Source organism: Rhodanobacter lindaniclasticus (assembly GCF_004799035.1).
Lineage (GTDB): Bacteria > Pseudomonadota > Gammaproteobacteria > Xanthomonadales > Rhodanobacteraceae > Rhodanobacter > Rhodanobacter lindaniclasticus.
On sequence record NZ_MWIO01000035.1, the window covers coordinates 24,194 to 41,846 of the forward strand.

Consider the following 17,653-nt stretch of genomic DNA (forward strand, 5'->3'; position numbering starts at 1 on the left):
CAGCTTCAGCTCCTCCCCCTGCAAGCAGGGGAGGGAGCAGAAGCGGCGCACGAAAAAAGCCGGCTTGCGCCGGCTTTTTCATGCAACCCGAGTCGCGCCCCCGGCTTACGCCAGTTCGCGGATCTTCGCGTTGAGGCGGCTCTTGTGGCGGGCGGCCTTGTTCTTGTGGATCAGGCCGCGGGCGGCGTAGCGATCCATCACCGGCTGGGCGACGGTGAATGCGGCAATGGCACCGGCCTTGTCCTTGGCCTCGATGGCCTTGACGACCTTCTTCAGGGCGGTGCGGACCATGGAACGTGCGCTGATGTTGCGCAGGCGGCGCTGTTCGGACTGGCGCGCGCGCTTCTTCGCGGACTTGATGTTGGCCAAGGTAGAACTCCGGGATGCAGTGTGTTGGGTGGAAAAAGACGCCAATTATGCGGTCGATTCGTCGACGCGTCAATCACTTGGGCGGCTGCTTCCGCGGCCGGCGTGGCGCGCGGCGGCAGGGCTGCCGGCATTTTGCCATAACCGGGCCGTGATCCCGCCGGCGCGGGCTGTCAAACTGTGCGCCCCCGTGCGATCCCCACCGAAGGTAGAACCGCTGCTCATGAAGTCTCCCAGCATGCTCCGCGGGCTGCTCTCGTTCAGCAGCATGACCATGATTTCGCGGGTGCTCGGCCTGGTGCGCGACATGTCGATCAACGCCGCGTTCGGCGCCAACGGCGCCACCGACGCGTTCTGGGTGGCGTTCCGCATTCCCAACTTCATGCGCCGGCTGTTTGCCGAGGGCTCGTTCTCTACCGCGTTCGTGCCGGTCTTTACCGAAGTGAAGGAAAAGGGCACGCACGCGCAGTTGAAGGAGCTGATGGCGCGCGTGTCGGGCACGCTGGGCGGTGTGCTGCTGCTGATCACCGCGCTGGGCATCATCTTCGCGCCGCAGGTGACGGTGCTGTTCTCGCCGGGCGCGATCGACGAGCCGCGCAAGTTCGAGCTGACCGTCGAGCTGCTGCGGCTGACCTTCCCGTTCCTGCTGTTCGTCTCGCTGACGGCGTTGTCCGGTGGCGCGCTGAACAGCTTCCACCGTTTCGCGCTGCCGGCGCTGACGCCGGTGATCCTCAACCTGTGCATGATCGCCGGCGCGCTGTGGCTGTCGAAGAAGCTGCAGACGCCGATCCTGGCGATGGGCTGGGCGATCCTGGCCGCCGGCATCCTGCAGCTGCTGTTCCAATTGCCGGCGCTGCGGCAGCTCGACCTGCTGACCCTGCCACGCTGGGGCTGGAGCCATCCGGAGGTGCGGAAAATCATGCGGTTGATGGTGCCGACCCTGTTCGGCTCTTCGGTGGCACAGATCAACCTGCTGTTCGACACGGTGATCGCCTCGCTGCTGGTGGTCGGCTCGCAGAGCTGGCTGTCGCAGGCAGACCGCTTCCTGGAGCTGCCGCTGGGCGTGTTCGGCGTGGCGCTGGGCACGGTGATCCTGCCGTCGCTGTCGCGCCACCACGTCACCACCGACACGACCGGTTTCTCGCGCGCGCTGGATTGGGGACTGCGAATCACCCTGCTGATCGCGGTGCCGGCGATGTTCGCGCTGATGCTGCTGGCCGGGCCGCTGGTGGCCACGTTGTTCCAGCATGGCCGCTGGACCGCGCATGACACGCACATGGCGACGCTGTCGATCACCGCATTGAGTTTCGGCTTGCCGGCGTTCGCGCTGGTGAAGGTGCTGCTGCCGGCGTTCTATGCTCGCCAGGACACGCGCACGCCGGTGCGTGCGGCGGTGGCCTCGCTGCTGACCAACATGCTGCTGAACGTGGTGTTCCTGGCGCTGCTGTTCGAACTGTGGGCTCCGGCCGGGTTGAAGCAGCTGTCGTGGCTGGATGGCATCGCCCGCGTGCCCGGCCTGCACATGGCGCTGGGCATGGCCAGCGCAGTGGCCGCCTACGTCAACTTGTGGCTGCTGTGGCACTGGCTGAAAAGGGCCGGCGTGTACCGGCGCCAGCCGGGCTGGTCGCGCCACTTGCTGCGGCTGGCCGCGGCCTGCGCGGTGATGGTGGCCGTGCTGTTGGCCGGCCGCTGGCTGTGGCCAGACTGGACCCATGGCGTGTCGGTGCTGACCCGGCTGTGGCATCTGGCCGGGCTGGTGCTGGCCGGTGGCGCCAGCTACGTGGCGATGCTGTTTGCCGGCGGCTTCCGTCTGCGCGACCTGCGGGCGGCGTGAGGCTGCGACGTCGGCCGTTCTATATACTCGCGCGATGATGAGACTCTCCAGGGATGTCGCCGGCCCTTGCCTGGCGCCCGGCGGCAGCGTGGTCGCGGTGGGCGCGTTCGACGGCCTGCATCGCGGCCACCAGGCGCTGTTGGCGCAGGTGTTCGCGCGCGCTGACGAGCTGGGCTGCAGCCCGCTGGTGGTGAGCTTCGAGCCCTTGCCGCGTGCGTTTTTCTCGCCGCAACCGGTGCCGCGGATATCCAGCGTGCGCGACAAGCTGTGCGGCTTCGCCGCGGCCGGCATGCAGCAGACCCTGCTGCTGCGCTTCAACCGCGCGCTCACCGCGATGTCGGCCGAGGATTTCGTGCGCCGCGTGCTGGTCGAGCGACTGGCCGCGCACGAGGTGTGGGTGGGTGCGGATTTCCGCTTCGGCCACAAGCGCGCCGGCGACGTGGCGTTGCTGCAGCAGATGGGTCCCGCATGCGGCTTTCGCGCCTGCACGATGCCGGAGGTGCAGTGGCACGATGCGCGCGTATCCGCCAGCCGGGTGCGCCAGTTGCTTGCCGCCGGCGAGTTCGCCGCCGCCGAGCCGCTGCTCGGTCGCCCCTTCGTGATCGACGGCAAGGTGCAGCGCGGCAACCAGCTCGGCCGCACCCTGGGTTATCCCACCGCCAACATCCATCTGCGCGATCGGGTCAGCCCGGTGCAGGGGATCTTCGCGGTGCGCGTGGGCCTGGGCGAGAGCGAATGCAGCTGGCCCGGCGTGGCCAGCCTGGGCGTGCGCCCCACCGTGAACCAGGTCAGCCAGCCGCTGCTTGAAGTGCACCTGTTCGACTTCGAGGGCGATCTTTATGGCCAGCGGATGGCGGTGGAATTCGTCGGCAAGCTGCGCGACGAGCAGAAGTTCGACGGGCTGGAGCCGCTCAAGGCGCAGATGGCGCTCGACGCCCGCCGGGCGCGCGAGCTGCTGGGCATGAATCCGCGGCTGGTCGGAGCGTGACGCATCCCCCGGTATTTCCCGTGCGCCCGCGCATCCATTAACTTAGAAGCCTTTGCCCGCCATGGGCGGGCCGCAATATCTTCAACGGCACCCACGCGATGACCCACGATTACAAGAGCACCATCAACCTGCCGCATACGGAATTTCCGATGCGCGGCGATCTGCCGAAACGCGAGCCGGGCTGGCTGGCGCAGTGGGAGCAGGTGGGCCGCTATGCGCAGATCCAGCGGAAGACCGCCCAGCGCGACCGCACGTTCGTGCTGCACGACGGTCCACCGTACGCGAACGGTGCGATCCACATCGGGCATGCGGTCAACAAGATCCTCAAGGACATGGTGGTCAAGTCCAAGTTGCTGGCCGGCTACCGGGCGCCGTACGTGCCGGGCTGGGATTGCCACGGCCTGCCGATCGAGATCGCGGTGGAGAAGAAGTTCGGCAAGCCGGGCGACAAGCTCGATGCCGCCGCGTTCCGGCAGAAGTGCCGCGAGTATGCGGCCGAGCAGGTCGACACGCAGCGTGCCGGCTTCAAGCGGCTGGGTGTGCTCGGCGACTGGGAGCACCCGTATCGCACCATGGATTTCAAGTACGAGGCCGACATGCTGCGCGCGCTGGCGCGCATCGTCGCCAACGGCCACGTGCTGCGCGGCGCCAAGCCGGTGTACTGGTGCTTCGATTGCGCCTCCGCGCTGGCCGAGGCGGAGATCGAGTACGGCGACAAGGTCTCGCCGGCGGTCGACGTGGCCTACGACGCGGTCGATGCGAACGCCCTGGCGGCGAAGTTCGGCGTCGACGCCGGCGACGCCGTCGTCGCCATCCCGATCTGGACCACCACGCCGTGGACGCTGCCGGAAAGCCAGGCGGTGTCGCTGGGCGCGGATCTCGAATATGCGTTGATCGAAGGGCCGGCGCGCGATGGCCGCCGCGTGCTGCTGGTGGTTGCCAGTGCGCTGGTCGAGCAGGTGGCCGCCCGCTATTCCCTTCTCCCCTTGGGAGAAGGTGCCCGAAGGGCGGATGAGGGTACGGGCGGAGCGGAACATCCCGGCGCAGCCGAACCCTCACCCCCAGCCCCTCTCCCAGTGGGAGAGGGGAGCAAAAGCGTGCTCGGCCATGCCGAGGGCAAGGCGCTGGAAGGCATCAAGCTGCGCCACCCGTTCTACCCGCGCGAAGTGCCGGTGATCCTCGGCGACCACGTCAGTGCCGAGGACGGTACCGGTGCCGTGCACACCTCGCCCGACCACGGCGTGGAGGATTTCGTGGTGGCGCGCGAGTACGGCATCGGCCTGCTCAACTATGTCGGTTCGCGCGGCGCGTATCACGCCGACACGCCGGCCGCCGACGGCGTCGAGCTGGCCAACATGCACGTCTGGAAGGCCAACGACGCCATCGTCGACGTGCTGCGCCAGCGCGGCGTGCTGCTGGCCTTCGCCAGGATCGAGCACAGCTACCCGAACTGCTGGCGGCACAAGACGCCGGTGATCTACCGCACCACGCCGCAGTGGTTCATCTCGATGGAACAGGCGGACCTGCGCAAGACTGCGCTGGCCTCGATCAAGGACGTGCGCTGGGTGCCGGGCTGGGGCGAGGAACGCATCGCCGGCATGGTGGCCGGCCGCCCGGACTGGTGCATTTCGCGCCAGCGCACCTGGGGTGTGCCGATCGCGCTGTTCGTGCACAAGGTCACGCAGGAGCCGCACCCCGATTCCGTCGCGCTGCTCGAACAGGTAGCGAAGATCGTGGAGCAGGGTGGCATCGACGCGTGGTTCGCGCTCGATCCCGCCACGCTGCTGGGCGACCAGGCGGGCGACTACGAGAAGGTCACCGACGTGCTCGACGTCTGGTTCGATTCCGGCGTCACCCACTTCGCGGTGATCGGCCAGCGGCCCGAGCTGCAGCGCGGCGACGCGAAGCAATACAAGGTGATGTACCTGGAAGGCTCCGACCAGCATCGCGGCTGGTTCCAGTCGTCCTTGCTCACTTCCTCGGCGATCCACGGCCGCGCGCCGTACGACGAGGTGCTCACCCACGGTTTCACGGTGGACGCCAACGGCCGCAAGATGTCCAAGTCGCTGGGCAACGTTGTGGCGCCGCAGAAGGTGATGGACACGCTGGGCGCCGACGTGCTGCGCCTGTGGGTGGCCTCGGCCGACTATCGCAATGAGATGTCGGTTTCCGACGAGATCCTCAAGCGCGTTTCCGACAGCTACCGGCGCATCCGCAACACCGCGCGCTTCCTGCTCGGCAACCTCGACGGCTTCGATCCGGCGCAGCATCTGCTGCAGGTGGGAGACAGCCTGCTGCTCGACCAGTGGGCGGTGCAGCAGGCGTTCGACGTGCAGCAGGCAGTGGTGGCCGCCTACGAGCGCTACGACTTTCCCGAAGTGGTGGCGCGCATCCAGAACTTCTGCACCAACGAACTGGGCGCGTTGTACCTGGACATCACCAAGGACCGCCTCTACACCATGCCGACCGACAGCCGCGGCCGGCGCAGTGCGCAGAGCGCGATGTATCGCATCGCCGAGGCACTGGTGCGCTGGCTGGCGCCGATCCTGGGCTTCACCGCCGAGGAAATCTGGCAGCAGTTGCCCGGCGAGCGCGGCGAGAGCGTGCTGTTCGAGACCTGGTACGACGGCCTGACGGCCACCCAGGGGACGCCCGAGCAGCGCCGCTGGTGGAGCGACCTGCTGGCGATCCGCGATGGCGCCTCGCGCGTGCTCGAAGGCATGCGCAAGGCCGAGCAGATCGGCGCGGCGCTGGAGGCGAAGCTGGTCGTGGATGCTGACGCGGAACTTGCCGCGCGCTACGCCGCGGTGGCCGACGAGCTGCGCTTCTTCTTCATCACCTCGGACTTCGCGCTGGCGCCCTTGGCACCACGGACGGACGAGGCGATGAAGGTGGAACTGGACGGTGCCGAGGCGCGGGTTTCCGCCAGCGTCAGCGACGCGGCCAAATGCGTGCGCTGCTGGCACCGCCGCGAGGACGTCGGCAGCCATGCCGAGCATCCGGAACTGTGCGGCCGCTGCGTCGGCAATGTCGAAGGGCCGGGCGAGGATCGCCGCTGGTTCTGACCTGAAAATAGGCCGTTCGCCCTGAGCGTAGGCCCGCAGGGCCGAAGTCGAAGGGCGTGCCGCATGGAGTGCCCTTCGACTCCGCTGCGCTACGCTCAGGGCGAACGTTGTTGGAAACACTGCCCGGACTGGTTCATGCAAGCGAAACCCAACGCACTCCCCTGGCTGTGGCTTTCCGTCGTCGTCATCGCGCTCGATCAGCTCAGCAAGTGGTGGGCGGTCCACGCCCTGCAACCCATGGGCGTGCCGCACGAAGTCATCCCCGGCTTCCTGAACTGGACGCTGGCGTTCAATACCGGCGCCGCCTTCAGCTTCCTCGCCGATGGGGCGGGCTGGCAGCGCTGGTTCTTCGTGCTGTTGGCGGTCGCGATCAGCGCGGTGCTGGTGGCCTGGCTGGCGCGCACGCCGCGGCGCGACTGGCGCACCGCCTTGCCGCTGGCCTTCATCGTCGGCGGTGCGATCGGCAATCTGGTCGACCGCCTGCACGCGTCGCAAGTCACCGACTTCATCCACGTGTACTTTCGCCAGTGGAACTACCCGGTGTTCAACCTGGCCGACTGCGCCATCACGGTGGGTGCGGTGATGCTGGTCGTGTTCGGCCTGTTCGCCGGCAAGCCCGCGGACGGCGTGCGATAATCTCAGCTTGTATGTAGGAGCGCACCCTGTGCGCGATGCCTTTCGGGACATGATGAAAAGCATCGCGCACAGGGTGCGCTCCTACGGGTTGCTCATCATCTGTCGGTACGTCCATGGACATCCTGCTCGCCAATCCCCGCGGCTTCTGCGCCGGCGTGGACCGCGCCATCGCCATCGTCGAGCGTGCGCTGGAATCCTACGGCGCCCCGATCTACGTGCGCCACGAAGTGGTGCACAACCGCTACGTGGTGGACAAGCTGCGCGCCGACGGTGCGGTGTTCGTGGAAGAACTGCACGAGGTGCCCGACGGCGCCACCGTGATCTTCAGCGCGCACGGCGTGTCGCAGGCGGTGCGCGAGGAGGCCGCGCAGCGGCAGCTGAAGGTGTTCGACGCCACCTGCCCGCTGGTGACCAAGGTGCACATGGAGGTGGCGCGGCTGGGCCGGATCGGCCGCAGCGTGGTGCTGATCGGCCACGCCGGGCATCCGGAAGTGGAAGGCACGATGGGTCAGTGGAATCCGGCCAACCGCGGGCAGATCCTGCTGGTCGAGTCGCTGGAGGACGTCGCCACGCTGGCGCCGAAGTTCCCGCAGGCGCTGTCCTACGTCACCCAGACCACGCTGTCGGTGGACGACACCAAGGCGATCATCGAGGCCCTGCGCGCGAAATTCCCCAGCATCGAGGGGCCGCGCAAGGACGACATCTGCTACGCCACGCAGAACCGACAGGACGCGGTGCGCCGGCTCGCCGATGCGGTGGACCTGATGCTGGTGGTCGGCTCGGTCAACAGTTCCAACTCCAACCGCCTGCGCGAGCTGGCCGCGAAACAGGGCGTGCCTTCATACCTGATCGACGGCGCCGAGCACATCGAGCGCCAGTGGCTCGACGGCGTGCAGCGCATCGGCCTGACCGCCGGTGCCTCCGCGCCGGAGAAACTGGTGCGCGACGTGATCGCTCGCCTGCAGTCGTGGGGCGCGGGCGCCGTGCGCGAGCTGGACGGCGAGCCGGAAAGCATCACCTTCGCCCTGCCCAAGGAGCTGCGCGTGGTCGGTACCAGCGGCTCGGCCAACTTCTGACATCGCCGGTCCCACGCGGTTGCGCGGGGAGGGCGGTCACCGTAAAATCCACGGCTCTTTGCCGGAATAGCTCAGTTGGTAGAGCGGCGCATTCGTAATGCGTAGGTCGTAGGTTCGATTCCTATTTCCGGCACCAGATGCAATGCATGCAAACGGCTCGATCTGCGGATCGGGCCGTTTGTCTTTGTGGCGTCCCGCTTTTGCGGGATTGACGGGTCAGTCGCCAACCAGCGACCACGCCACCGTGCTTCCAGCGCGCATCGGCACACAGGTGGCGTCGCCGAGTGCGAGCTCGGCGGGTGCCGTCCAGGGGCGGCGTTCCAGCAGCAGGCGGTCGCTGTTGCGCGGCAGACGGTAGAAGTCCGCTCCGTGGAAGCTGGCGAAGGCTTCCAGGCGGTCGAGTTTGCCGGCCTGGTCGAAGGCCTCGGCGTACAGCTCGATCGCGGCGTGGGCGCTGTACACGCCGGCGCAGCCGCAGGCGGATTCCTTGGCGTGGCGCGGGTGCGGGGCGCTGTCGGTGCCGAGGAAGAAGCGCGGATCGCCGCTGGTCGCCGCCTTCACCAGGGCGGCGCGGTGGGTTTCGCGTTTCAGGATCGGCAGGCAGTAGTGGTGCGGGTTCAGGCCGCCGGCGAACAGCGCGTTGCGATTGAGCAGCAGGTGGTGTGCGGTGATCGTGGCCGCCAGGTTGGCCGGAGCGGCGGCGACGTACTCGGCTGCGTCCCGCGTGGTGATGTGTTCCAGCACCATGCGCAGGGCAGGGAAGCGCGCGCGCAGCGGCATCAGGTGGCGCTCGATGAACACGCGCTCGCGGTCGAAGATGTCGATCGCCGGGTCGGTCACTTCACCGTGCAGCAGCAGCGGCAGGTCGTGGCGCTGCATCGCCTCCAACACATCCGACACACGCTCCAGATCGCGCACGCCATCCTGCGAATTGGTGGTGGCACCGGCAGGGTAGTACTTCACCGCGAACACGCTGCCGCTGGCCTTGGCCCGCTCGATCTCCTGCGCCAGCGTGGCCTCGGTGAGGTACAGCGTCATCAGTGGCTGGAAGTCGGTGCCCGACGGCAGGCTGGCGAGGATGCGGCGACGGTAGTCCTCCGCCTGTGCCACCGTGGTCACCGGCGGTTTCAAGTTGGGCATCACGATGGCGCGGCCGAACCGGCGCGCGGTATGGCCGACCACCGAGGCCAGCGTGGCGCCATCGCGCAGATGCACGTGCCAGTCGTCGGGGCGGCAGATGTCGAGGCGGTCAACGGTCATCGTCGGGGCTTCCTTTGGCAGCGCGCAGCCGGAGCAGCGGGACGGGTGTGGCGAAGGGGCATGCGGTTGGTCCGGATGGATGGTGCTGGCGGCGGGAGGCCGCGAGTCGGGCACCCCATTATCTCCGGTGTAGGCGCCCAACGCCCCTTTTTTCGCGGGGGGAAGCTCCCGGGAATCCTGTCGCCGGCGTGATCGGGATCACCCTTTCCCATGGGCCACGCACCGCTCATCGGCCAATTCCTACCGCCGGTCGGCTGGGGGCTGGCCGTGCGTCGCGGGGTGGGTACATTGCACGCAGGGGTATCAGGGAGAATTCCATGCAAGTCCTGTCGCGTCAGCGAGGCATCTCGTTGATCGAGGTGATGATGGCCGTGCTGATCTTCAGCATCGGCCTGATTGGCCTGGCCAGCCTGATGGTGATGGCCACGCGCTCCAACCACGCCGCTTACGTGCGCACCCAGGCGGTGTTCCTCGCCAACAGCATGGCCGCGCGGATGAGTGCCAACCCGATCGGCGTGTGGAACGGCAACTACAACAGCACCGCGTATCCGGTGTCGTCCAGCTCGATCGGCTGCGGGTCCGGCGCAGCCTGCGACGCGGCGGAGCTGGCCACCCATGACCAGCGCCTGTGGAGCAGCCAGTTGAAGACCTTCCTGCCGAATCCGACGGCCAGCATCGCCTGCGGCGGCGTGGGCACCGCCGGCTACGACCCCACCTCGCAGCTGGCCATGCGGCCGCCCTATGGCGGCAACTGTACGATGACGATCAACTGGAACGAGCAGGGCGCCGGCGACAAGGACCATCGGGACAGCGAAGCACAATCCTTCACGTGGGACTTCCAGCCATGAGCGCGTTCCGCATGCTGTCGCGCGCTGCGCGCGGCTTCACCCTGATCGAACTGATGGTGGCCATGGTGCTGGGCCTGCTGGTAGCCGCCGGCATCGTCACCGTGTTCGCTTCCACCTCCAGCAGCAATAAGGCACAGAACCAGCTGGCTCAATTGCAGGAGGCCGGCCGTTTCGCGGTGACGCGCATGGGCACCGACCTGCGCATGGCCAACGGGCAGTACTGCACCAACACCGGGGGCGTGGCCAAGGTCGCCTCGGGCGGCAGCGCGCTCGATCACATCCGTACGCCCAAGGTCTATGCCAAGAAGCTGATCGGTGCCGCCGGCGCGGTCAGCGGCGCGTTCGGCGACGTCACCACGGCGTGGGGCAGCGGCTCGTATCCGGCTGCGCCCACGGCGCCGTATTCGATGCCCTCGTTCCTGTTCATGCGCGGCTATGACTGCACGCTCACCGCCTGCCAACCGGTCGATCCGCACACCACCGTCGGCACCATCCCGGCGATGGGCACGGCGATCGACAACCGGGTCAAGGGCGCGGACGTGCTCACCGTGCGTTACGTCGACCCCGCTGCCGGCTGGGCCATCGTCCCCCCAGGTGTCACCGGCAGCACCTTGGCCACCAGCAGCAGCGCGGCCACCATCACCTCGATCACCCTGGCCCCGCGGACCGGCGAACCGCCGGTGAGCAATGCCGCCAATGGCGACCTGTTCATGCTGGCCGACTGCTCCAACGCGCAGATCTTTCCGGCCACCGCCAGCAGCGTTGGCGTGATCACCCCGGTGGCCAACACCACCGACGGTTTCGGTACCGGCGCAGCCAACCTTCCGACCGCGCAGGAGCCGGAGTCGGCGCCCAAGGTGTTCGACGTCAACCGCGATTTCCAGACCGTCACCTATTACCTCAAGCTGGTCAGCGTCAACAACGACGGCAAGGCGCCATTGACCGGCGCGCTGATGCGGCGGGTCAACGGCGGCACGGCTGGTCGCGGCGGCTCGGAGGATGAACTGGTGCGCGGCGTCGAGCGGCTGGACTTCCGCTACGGGGTGCAGGATGCCAATGGCAAGATCAGCTTCCTCAGCGCCAAGGATGTCGATGCGGCCACCAGTTGCCCGCCGAGCGAGCTGAACGCGCTCACCAGCACCGGCTGCCTGTGGCGCGGCATCGTCAGCATCGAGGTCAGTCTGCTGATGGACGGCCAGACGCCGCTGTACACGCTGACCGGCAACCAGCTGAACTACCGCTACAGCGCCGATGCCAACACCGGCCTGCTGCCGCCATCCGGCCATGCCGTCAAGCCCAGCGACCAGGGCTTCCCCGACCAGTTGCTGCGGCGCGAGTTCAGCGTGCTGGTGCCCGTGCGCAACTACAACCCGTGATGAAGGCGGCGGCCCTCACCGGTACCGCCGTGCGAGTGTTTTCCTGGAGCCGAACCATGGCGATACCGAACAAGCCACTGTCGATGCGAACCGCCCCGCGCGCCCAGCGCGGCGCGGTACTGGTGGTGGCGCTGATCTTCCTGATCCTGCTGACCATCCTGGCGATCAGCGCCTCCGGCCGTTCGCTGCTGCAGGAGCGCATGGCTGGCGGCCTGCACAATGCGCAGCAGGCGGAGATGAGCGCGATGACCGCGCTGCGCGGCGCCGAGTGGAAGCTGTGGACCAGCACCACCAACGTCACCGCCCACCTCAACTGCGGCACCGGCATCTTCACCGACTGCTACGTGTACGACCCGGCCAACCCGATCGCCAACGTGGTCGACTTCCGCACCAAGCAGGGCTGGGTCACCGCAGGCTCCACCGAGTACAAGGGCTACAGCGGCTCGGGCTACACCAGCGGCGACGGCAAGCTGGCGCAGAACCCGCGCTACATCATCGAGGACCTCGGCGTGGAGCTGCCGCCGGGGGTCAGCGGCGGACTGCATGAGTCGGGCACCACCGGCAGCACCGGCACCGGCACCGCCAGCGCCAGCCGCCACATCTATCGCATCACCGCGCGCGCCACGGGCGGCAGCGCCAACACCGTGCGCGTGATGGAAAGCACCTTCGCGGCCAAGAGCAATTGAGCCAGAGCAACTGAGTCGGAGTATCCAAGCCATGTCCAGTCGTCGGTTTCTTCCCGGGTGCATGTCGTCGGCGCTGATGGGCGCCGTGCTCACCGCCCTGGGTGGTCTTTCCGCACCGGCCCAGGTGCCCGCGACGCTGTCGGTGATGGCGCTGGTCGCCGCCGGCAGCAGCTTCGTTTCCGCCCCCGCTTCCGCGGCCACGGCAGCGACCAGCGGCATCGTGGAGCTCAGCCCCACGCCGCCCAACGTGACCCAGGCGGTGCCGCCGAACATCGTGGTGACGTTCGATGATTCGGGATCGATGGCCAGCAATTACATGGGCGACAACCGGCCGTTCGATGGCGGCAGTTGGAGCGGACCGTGGCGCTGCGCCGGCGTGATTGATCCGCGCATCACGTCCAGCGGCGACGTCCGTTCCAAGGCCATGAACGGTGTGTACTACAACCCGAACGTCGTGTATTCGCCGCCGGTGAAGGCAGACGGGTCGTTGTTCCCGAACGCGGACAAGACATTGGCTGCGGTGTGGCTGGACGGCGTTGGCGTCAACCGACCGTATTCGCCGGTGACGGCCGACACTTACTCCAGCTATCGCAACAATCCCAACGGCACGACCGATCCCACCGGCTTGACAGATCTCACCGGTGTCCTTACCTACAAGACCACTGTCACCTACTACGCCATGTTCGGAACTACCTGCGCGGCGAACGCGGACACGGGTAGCTGCCAGACGAACACCTCTGACACTTCCAGTGGCGGCACCCACCGTTTCTGGACGGACAACGTCGCCAACACCAGCGGCAGCGGTATCGCCACCGTGTATTCGGGCACCAATCTGAAGACTCGGGACAGCAGCGGTTCCGGATACACCCGGAGGGACGGCGACAAGACCAGCGCCACCGCGAATTACGTTACCTGGAAAGTCTCGACCACCGACACCTCCACGGTCGCCAGCGACAACCGCTGGAAATGCGGCTATGGCAGCTCGCCGATGGACGGCAGCAGCGCTGACTCCGATGGCAACACCTATCCGAACGGCGGTCCGTACTACTACCGCTACAAGTTCACGGCGCCCACCATCACGGTCGATACTTTCGGCAACCCGGACAGCGCCGGCCGCACCAATCTCTACACCAGCGCCAACTGGGAGGCTGTGGCCGTCCCCAACACGACCGTCACCATCAATGGCCAGTCGGTCAACCAGTGGCAGAATTTCGCCAATTGGTATGCGTACTACCGTACGCGCAACCTGATGACCAAGACCGCGTTGTCGCGCGTGTTCGGCTCGCTCGGTGCAACCACGGTAACCGGCGGCTTCGGCAACAGCATTCGTGCCGCGTGGCAGAACATCAACGATGGCACGTTCAAGCTGCCCAGCAGCGCGATCATCACCAGCCTGATCGATGCGTCCGGATGCGATGCGAGTTCGACGACAACCTCCAGTCCTTCGGCCATCCAGCAATCCGGCGCGATCAAGACTCCGCCCGATTGTTACCGCAGCGCATTCTTCAACTGGATGTTCCAGACCGACGCCAGTGGCGGCACACCAAACCGCGCCTCGACTATCCGTGCGGGCAAGTTCTTCCAACGCGGCAATGGCAATACAGGCGGCACCGGCAACCTGCAGGACCCGTACTGGGATCCACCCAAGACGAGCGGTGCCGATGGACTGGAGCTGGTATGCCGGCAGAACTACCACATGCTGGTGACTGACGGTTACTGGAACGAGAGCGATCCAACTCTGCCCACCCCGTTCCAGACGTCGCAGTCGGCCGTCTCGGGCAATTTGCCTGACGGCACCCCCTATGCTGCCAATACCGCCGAGTCCCGCGTGTATTGGGACGTGCAGGGCAACGTCTACACCTCATCACTGGCCAATATTGCGTTCAACTATTGGGCGACCAATCTGCGCCCCGACCTGTACAAGCCATCCCAGGGCAAGATCGTGCCGCCGTACATGCCCGACACCACGACGGGCGTGGTCACCGGCGCCACCTCGCCGGCCCTGGAGAAGTATTTCAACCCGAAGAACGATCCCGCCAACTGGCCGCACCTGGTGCAGTACATGGTGACCCTGGGCGTGCCCGGCAACCTGACCCATTCGACCGACGCCGACTGCACGGATGCCAACAACGATCTATGCCGTCTGCGGCGCGGGCAGACCAACTCCAGCGGAAGTACGGGTTGGCCGCGGCCAATCAACAACGATCCGGCAGCGATCGACGACACCTGGCACGCCGCCATCAACAGTCGCGGTGACTACTTCAATGCAGCCAACCCGCAGAACCTGGTCGACCAGCTGACCAACATCCTGACCAACATCAGCGCGCGCAACGTGCCGGCGACCACCAGCGCACTGAATACCAGCGTGCTGGTGCAGGGCGCGATCGGCTTCACCTCAGGCTACAGTTCGGGCGACTGGACGGGTGTATTCCAGGCCATTACGGCAAATGTCGACGGCACCGTGGCGGGCCTGCAGTGGGATGCGGGCGTGATCCTCACTGACGCGACGAAGACCCCGCCGGCCAACCGGCAGATCCTCAGCGCCAAGGAGAAGGCGGACGGTTCGTTCGACGGCGGCGCCGCTTTCCGCACCTTTACCGGTCTGGACAACCTGACCGCCAGCACGGGCAGCAGCTACCTGAGCGCACAGACCTTGCTCAGCGGCCTGCCGGCCAGCACCGGCAGCACGGATACGGGGCAGGCACGACTGGACTACCTGCGCGGTTCGCGCGCGCTGGAGGGTAGCGTCTACCGCACGCGCAGCAGCCTGCTCGGGGCCATCATCAACTCGCAGGCCCTGTACGTGGGGGCGCCGTCGAGCGGCTATCACAGCGGCTGGCCGTCGGGCTCGCCCGAAGCGCTGGCGATGCAGAATGACGGCAGCACCTGCGTGCAGTCGGCGCCGACCCTGACGACCTGCCACAGCTACGAAGCGTTCGCCAAGATCTACCAGGACCGCACGCCCGCTGTGTACGTGGGCGCCAACGACGGCATGCTGCATGCGTTCAACGCCAAGATGGTGCTGGACTCGTCGACGCCGCCGGTGGCGGTGCCTGATGCCGACGCGGGCAAGGAGATATTCGCCTACGTGCCCCGCACGGTGTATCCGAACCTGGGCAACCTCACGGCCAGGACCAACTTCAAGTTTGCCCCGACCGTCGATGCCACCCCGGTGACGCGCGATGTGTACTTCGCCAACGACACCAGCACGCCGGCCGTGACCACGAAGGGCTGGCACACGCTGCTGGTGGGCGGCCTGCGCCTGGGCGGCCGTGGCGTCTATGCGCTGGACATCACCAACCCCGGCGATGTCACCGAGGCCAATGCCAGCCAGAAAGTGCTGTGGGAGTTCAACGCCGACACCCCGGCGGTGAGCGGCGTGGGCGACCCGGCCGACCTGGGTTTCACCTTCGGCCAGCCCAACATCGGCCGTCTGGCCAATGGCAAGTGGGTGGTGCTGGTGCCGGGCGGCTATTTCCCCGACTGCAGCAAGTCCGATCGCCCGCCGAACTGCGTGACCCTGGCGGCTGCGTCCAAGGGCTACAGCGCGCTGTTCGTGCTGGATGCGCAGACCGGCACGCTGTTGCGCGAGCTGAAGACGCTGACCACGATCAGCGGCGTCACCAGCGGCGGCCTGTCGTCCGTGGTGCTCGGGGACTACAACAACGACCAGATCGATGACGTGGCGTTTGCCGGCGACCTCAACGGCAACCTGTGGCGCTTCGACCTGACCGATCCCAATCCGGCCAACTGGCAGGCGCACGTGACGCTGGCATTCAAGCCGGCCACTCAGGGTGCGCAACCGATCACGGTGATGCCGCGGCTGTTCCCCGACCCGGCCACCAACCGCTTCATCGTGGTGTTCGGCACCGGCAAGTACCTCGGTGCAGACGACAATACCAGCACCAGCGCGGTGACTCAGTCGATCTACGGCATTCGCGACAAGCTCGACACCAGCGGCAACCCGATCACCGCGGTCAAGGCCGACCTGCAGCAGCAGACGCTGTACGAGGCGCAGTCTGCCAATGGGCTCAACACGTTGCGCGGCTTGACCGACAACTCGCTGACCCTGGCGCAGAATGGTTGGTACATCGACCTGAATCTGTCCTCTTCCCCGGGTGAGCGCATGGTGGTGACCGCCGGTGCGTTGTTCAACACCAACCGTGCCATCATCACCACGCTGATCCCGGGCAGCCAGGATCCCTGCAGCGCCACGATCGGCGGTGCGCTGATGGTGCTCAACGCGGCCACCGGCGGTTCGGGCGGCGGCCTGTCCGGCCCGGCCGGCCCGACCTCGGGTTGGGCCAGTGGGGTGAGTACCGTGGGCGGCCTGGTCAACAATCCGCCCACCGGCGGCTCGGTGCCGGTGGCGTCGGTGATCGGCGGCGGCAAACTGCTGATCCCGGGCCTGGAGCTGCAGGGCGGCGGCAATCTCAATATCGATGACGCGATCTGGCGTCGGCGCGCGTGGCGGGAGTTGAACAATGACCTGTGACGGCAAGCAGAAGGAATGGGCGATGGGGCACATGCGCGGCTTCACCCTGCTCGAACTGATGATCGTGGTGGTGATCATCGCGGTGCTCGCCGCCATCGCGATTCCGACCTATGGCCGCTACGCGTTCCGCGCGCATCGGGCGGACGGACAGGAGTTGTTGTTGCGCGTCGCTACGGCGCAGGAGCGCTACTACGCCACCGCCAATGCCTACGGCGGCCTCACCGACATCGGCTTCACCAATCCGGCGCCTTCCGAGAAGGGCTTCTACTCGGTGACCGTGGTGGCCAGCTCCTCGTCGCAGGCCTTCGTGGCCACCGCCACGCCGGTGGGCGGACAGGCCAACGACTTGTGCGGTCCGTTGACCATCGACAACGCGGGCAACAAGACACCAGGCCCGGCCTCGGCCTCCTCCAACAGCAACGGAAGCTGCTGGTGAGCGCCGTGACGGCCACGCCCAACCGCGAACGCGGCTTCAGCCTGCTGGAGCTGATGATCACCATCACGGTGATGGCTATCCTGCTGGCGATTGCCGTGCCCAGCTTCCGCGACGTGATCCACCGCAACCAGGTCAGCTCGGCCAGCAACGCCATGCTGGCCAGCCTGAACTACGCACGCAGCGAGGCGATCACGCGCGGCCAGCTGGTGTCGATGTGCCCCGGCGAGGCGACTGCCGGCTGCACCTCCGGCGGCACGGCGTACGACCAGGGCTGGCTCGTCTATACCTATCCCGCGGGCGCCGCGTCGGCGAACAAGGCCTACGCCGCAGGCACCTCGATCCTGCTGCGCAGCGTCGACCCGCAGACCAACGTCTCGATCCAGGCCAAGAGCGGCACCATCGTCACCTTTGGCCAGCAAGGCCAGCTCAAGCCGAGCACGCCGCTGGTATTCGCCGCCTGCTATCGCAGCGGCAGCAGCGGTACCGGCACCATCACCGCCAAGGTGCCCGGTGCCCAGCTCGACGTGAACGGTTCGGGCAGCGTCACCACGAAATCGCTGACGAGCGGGAGCTGCACGCCGAGCTGA

Annotated in this window: 13 protein-coding genes and 1 tRNA gene; 12 read left to right on the plus strand and 2 right to left on the minus strand. The window is 67.0% G+C overall.

Going from position 1 to position 17,653, the window contains the following annotated elements; genetic code table 11:
• Positions 1-105: 105 nt before the first annotated feature.
• Positions 106-369: a 30S ribosomal protein S20 gene (rpsT, locus tag B1991_RS13110; RefSeq protein WP_072760571.1), complete on the minus strand. Its 264-nt coding sequence runs from the start codon at positions 367-369 to the stop codon at positions 106-108.
• 220 nt (positions 370-589) lie between these two features.
• Here rpsT and murJ point away from each other — a divergent pair, with 220 nt between their 5' ends.
• The 6 genes from murJ (at position 590) to B1991_RS13140 (ending at position 8,101) form a co-directional block, all read left to right on the plus strand.
• Complete coding sequence (gene murJ / locus B1991_RS13115) at positions 590-2,200, plus strand: murein biosynthesis integral membrane protein MurJ (RefSeq protein WP_136259128.1); 1,611 nt, start codon at positions 590-592, stop codon at positions 2,198-2,200.
• Between the two features lie 34 nt (positions 2,201-2,234).
• A complete protein-coding gene (locus tag B1991_RS13120; RefSeq protein WP_136259129.1) occupies positions 2,235-3,188 on the plus strand; it encodes a bifunctional riboflavin kinase/FAD synthetase in 954 nt (317 codons plus the stop codon).
• A gap of 98 nt (positions 3,189-3,286) precedes the next feature.
• Positions 3,287-6,253 (plus strand): isoleucine--tRNA ligase, encoded by a 2,967-nt coding sequence (locus tag B1991_RS13125; protein ID WP_136259130.1) that lies wholly within the window; start codon positions 3,287-3,289, stop codon positions 6,251-6,253.
• A 135-nt stretch (positions 6,254-6,388) separates the two neighbouring features.
• Positions 6,389-6,889 carry a signal peptidase II gene (gene lspA, locus B1991_RS13130; RefSeq protein ID WP_136259131.1) on the plus strand — a complete coding sequence of 167 codons (501 nt, stop codon included), beginning with the start codon at positions 6,389-6,391 and terminating at the stop codon, positions 6,887-6,889.
• A 113-nt stretch (positions 6,890-7,002) separates the two neighbouring features.
• Positions 7,003-7,965 (plus strand): 4-hydroxy-3-methylbut-2-enyl diphosphate reductase, encoded by a 963-nt coding sequence (ispH, locus tag B1991_RS13135; RefSeq protein WP_136259132.1) that lies wholly within the window; start codon positions 7,003-7,005, stop codon positions 7,963-7,965.
• A gap of 60 nt (positions 7,966-8,025) precedes the next feature.
• Positions 8,026-8,101, plus strand: a tRNA-Thr gene (locus tag B1991_RS13140).
• 80 nt (positions 8,102-8,181) lie between these two features.
• On the opposite strand, the gene pyrC is transcribed toward B1991_RS13140, so the two are convergent.
• A complete protein-coding gene (gene pyrC / locus B1991_RS13145; RefSeq protein WP_136259133.1) occupies positions 8,182-9,225 on the minus strand; it encodes a dihydroorotase in 1,044 nt (347 codons plus the stop codon).
• A gap of 317 nt (positions 9,226-9,542) precedes the next feature.
• Here pyrC and pilV point away from each other — a divergent pair, with 317 nt between their 5' ends.
• Genes pilV through B1991_RS13175 form a run of 6 tightly spaced genes read left to right on the plus strand, consistent with a single transcriptional unit; the run spans position 9,543 to position 17,653 of the window.
• Complete coding sequence (gene pilV, locus B1991_RS13150; protein ID WP_136259134.1) at positions 9,543-10,073, plus strand: type IV pilus modification protein PilV; 531 nt, start codon at positions 9,543-9,545, stop codon at positions 10,071-10,073.
• Complete coding sequence (locus tag B1991_RS13155; RefSeq protein ID WP_136259144.1) at positions 10,070-11,449, plus strand: PilW family protein; 1,380 nt, start codon at positions 10,070-10,072, stop codon at positions 11,447-11,449. Before pilV ends, B1991_RS13155 begins: the two co-directional genes overlap by 4 nt.
• Positions 11,450-11,505: 56 nt before the next feature.
• Positions 11,506-12,135 carry a pilus assembly PilX family protein gene (locus B1991_RS13160; protein ID WP_168709644.1) on the plus strand — a complete coding sequence of 210 codons (630 nt, stop codon included), beginning with the start codon at positions 11,506-11,508 and terminating at the stop codon, positions 12,133-12,135.
• A gap of 31 nt (positions 12,136-12,166) precedes the next feature.
• Positions 12,167-16,630, plus strand: a complete 4,464-nt coding sequence (locus B1991_RS13165; protein ID WP_136259136.1) for a PilC/PilY family type IV pilus protein — start codon at positions 12,167-12,169, stop codon at positions 16,628-16,630.
• Entirely contained in the window at positions 16,620-17,066 is a 447-nt protein-coding gene (locus tag B1991_RS19100; protein WP_136259145.1) for a type IV pilin protein, read from the plus strand. Before B1991_RS13165 ends, B1991_RS19100 begins: the two co-directional genes overlap by 11 nt.
• Complete coding sequence (locus tag B1991_RS13175; RefSeq protein ID WP_168709645.1) at positions 17,063-17,653, plus strand: GspH/FimT family pseudopilin; 591 nt, start codon at positions 17,063-17,065, stop codon at positions 17,651-17,653. The genes B1991_RS19100 and B1991_RS13175 overlap by 4 nt, the downstream gene beginning before the upstream one ends.

Bases quoted from the DNA above. Each gene is read 5' to 3' on its own strand.
- pyrC (WP_136259133.1), bottom strand. From the start codon at position 9,225: ATGACCGTTGACCGCCTCGACATCTGCCGCCCCGACGACTGGCACGTG.
- pilV (WP_136259134.1), top strand. From the start codon at position 9,543: ATGCAAGTCCTGTCGCGTCAGCGAGGCATCTCGTTGATCGAGGTGATG.
- B1991_RS19100 (WP_136259145.1), top strand. From the start codon at position 16,620: ATGACCTGTGACGGCAAGCAGAAGGAATGGGCGATGGGGCACATGCGC.
- murJ (WP_136259128.1), top strand. From the start codon at position 590: ATGAAGTCTCCCAGCATGCTCCGCGGGCTGCTCTCGTTCAGCAGCATG.
- ispH (WP_136259132.1), top strand. From the start codon at position 7,003: ATGGACATCCTGCTCGCCAATCCCCGCGGCTTCTGCGCCGGCGTGGAC.
- B1991_RS13155 (WP_136259144.1), top strand. From the start codon at position 10,070: ATGAGCGCGTTCCGCATGCTGTCGCGCGCTGCGCGCGGCTTCACCCTG.
- lspA (WP_136259131.1), top strand. From the start codon at position 6,389: ATGCAAGCGAAACCCAACGCACTCCCCTGGCTGTGGCTTTCCGTCGTC.
- B1991_RS13120 (WP_136259129.1), top strand. From the start codon at position 2,235: ATGATGAGACTCTCCAGGGATGTCGCCGGCCCTTGCCTGGCGCCCGGC.
- B1991_RS13125 (WP_136259130.1), top strand. From the start codon at position 3,287: ATGACCCACGATTACAAGAGCACCATCAACCTGCCGCATACGGAATTT.
- B1991_RS13165 (WP_136259136.1), top strand. From the start codon at position 12,167: ATGTCCAGTCGTCGGTTTCTTCCCGGGTGCATGTCGTCGGCGCTGATG.
- B1991_RS13160 (WP_168709644.1), top strand. From the start codon at position 11,506: ATGGCGATACCGAACAAGCCACTGTCGATGCGAACCGCCCCGCGCGCC.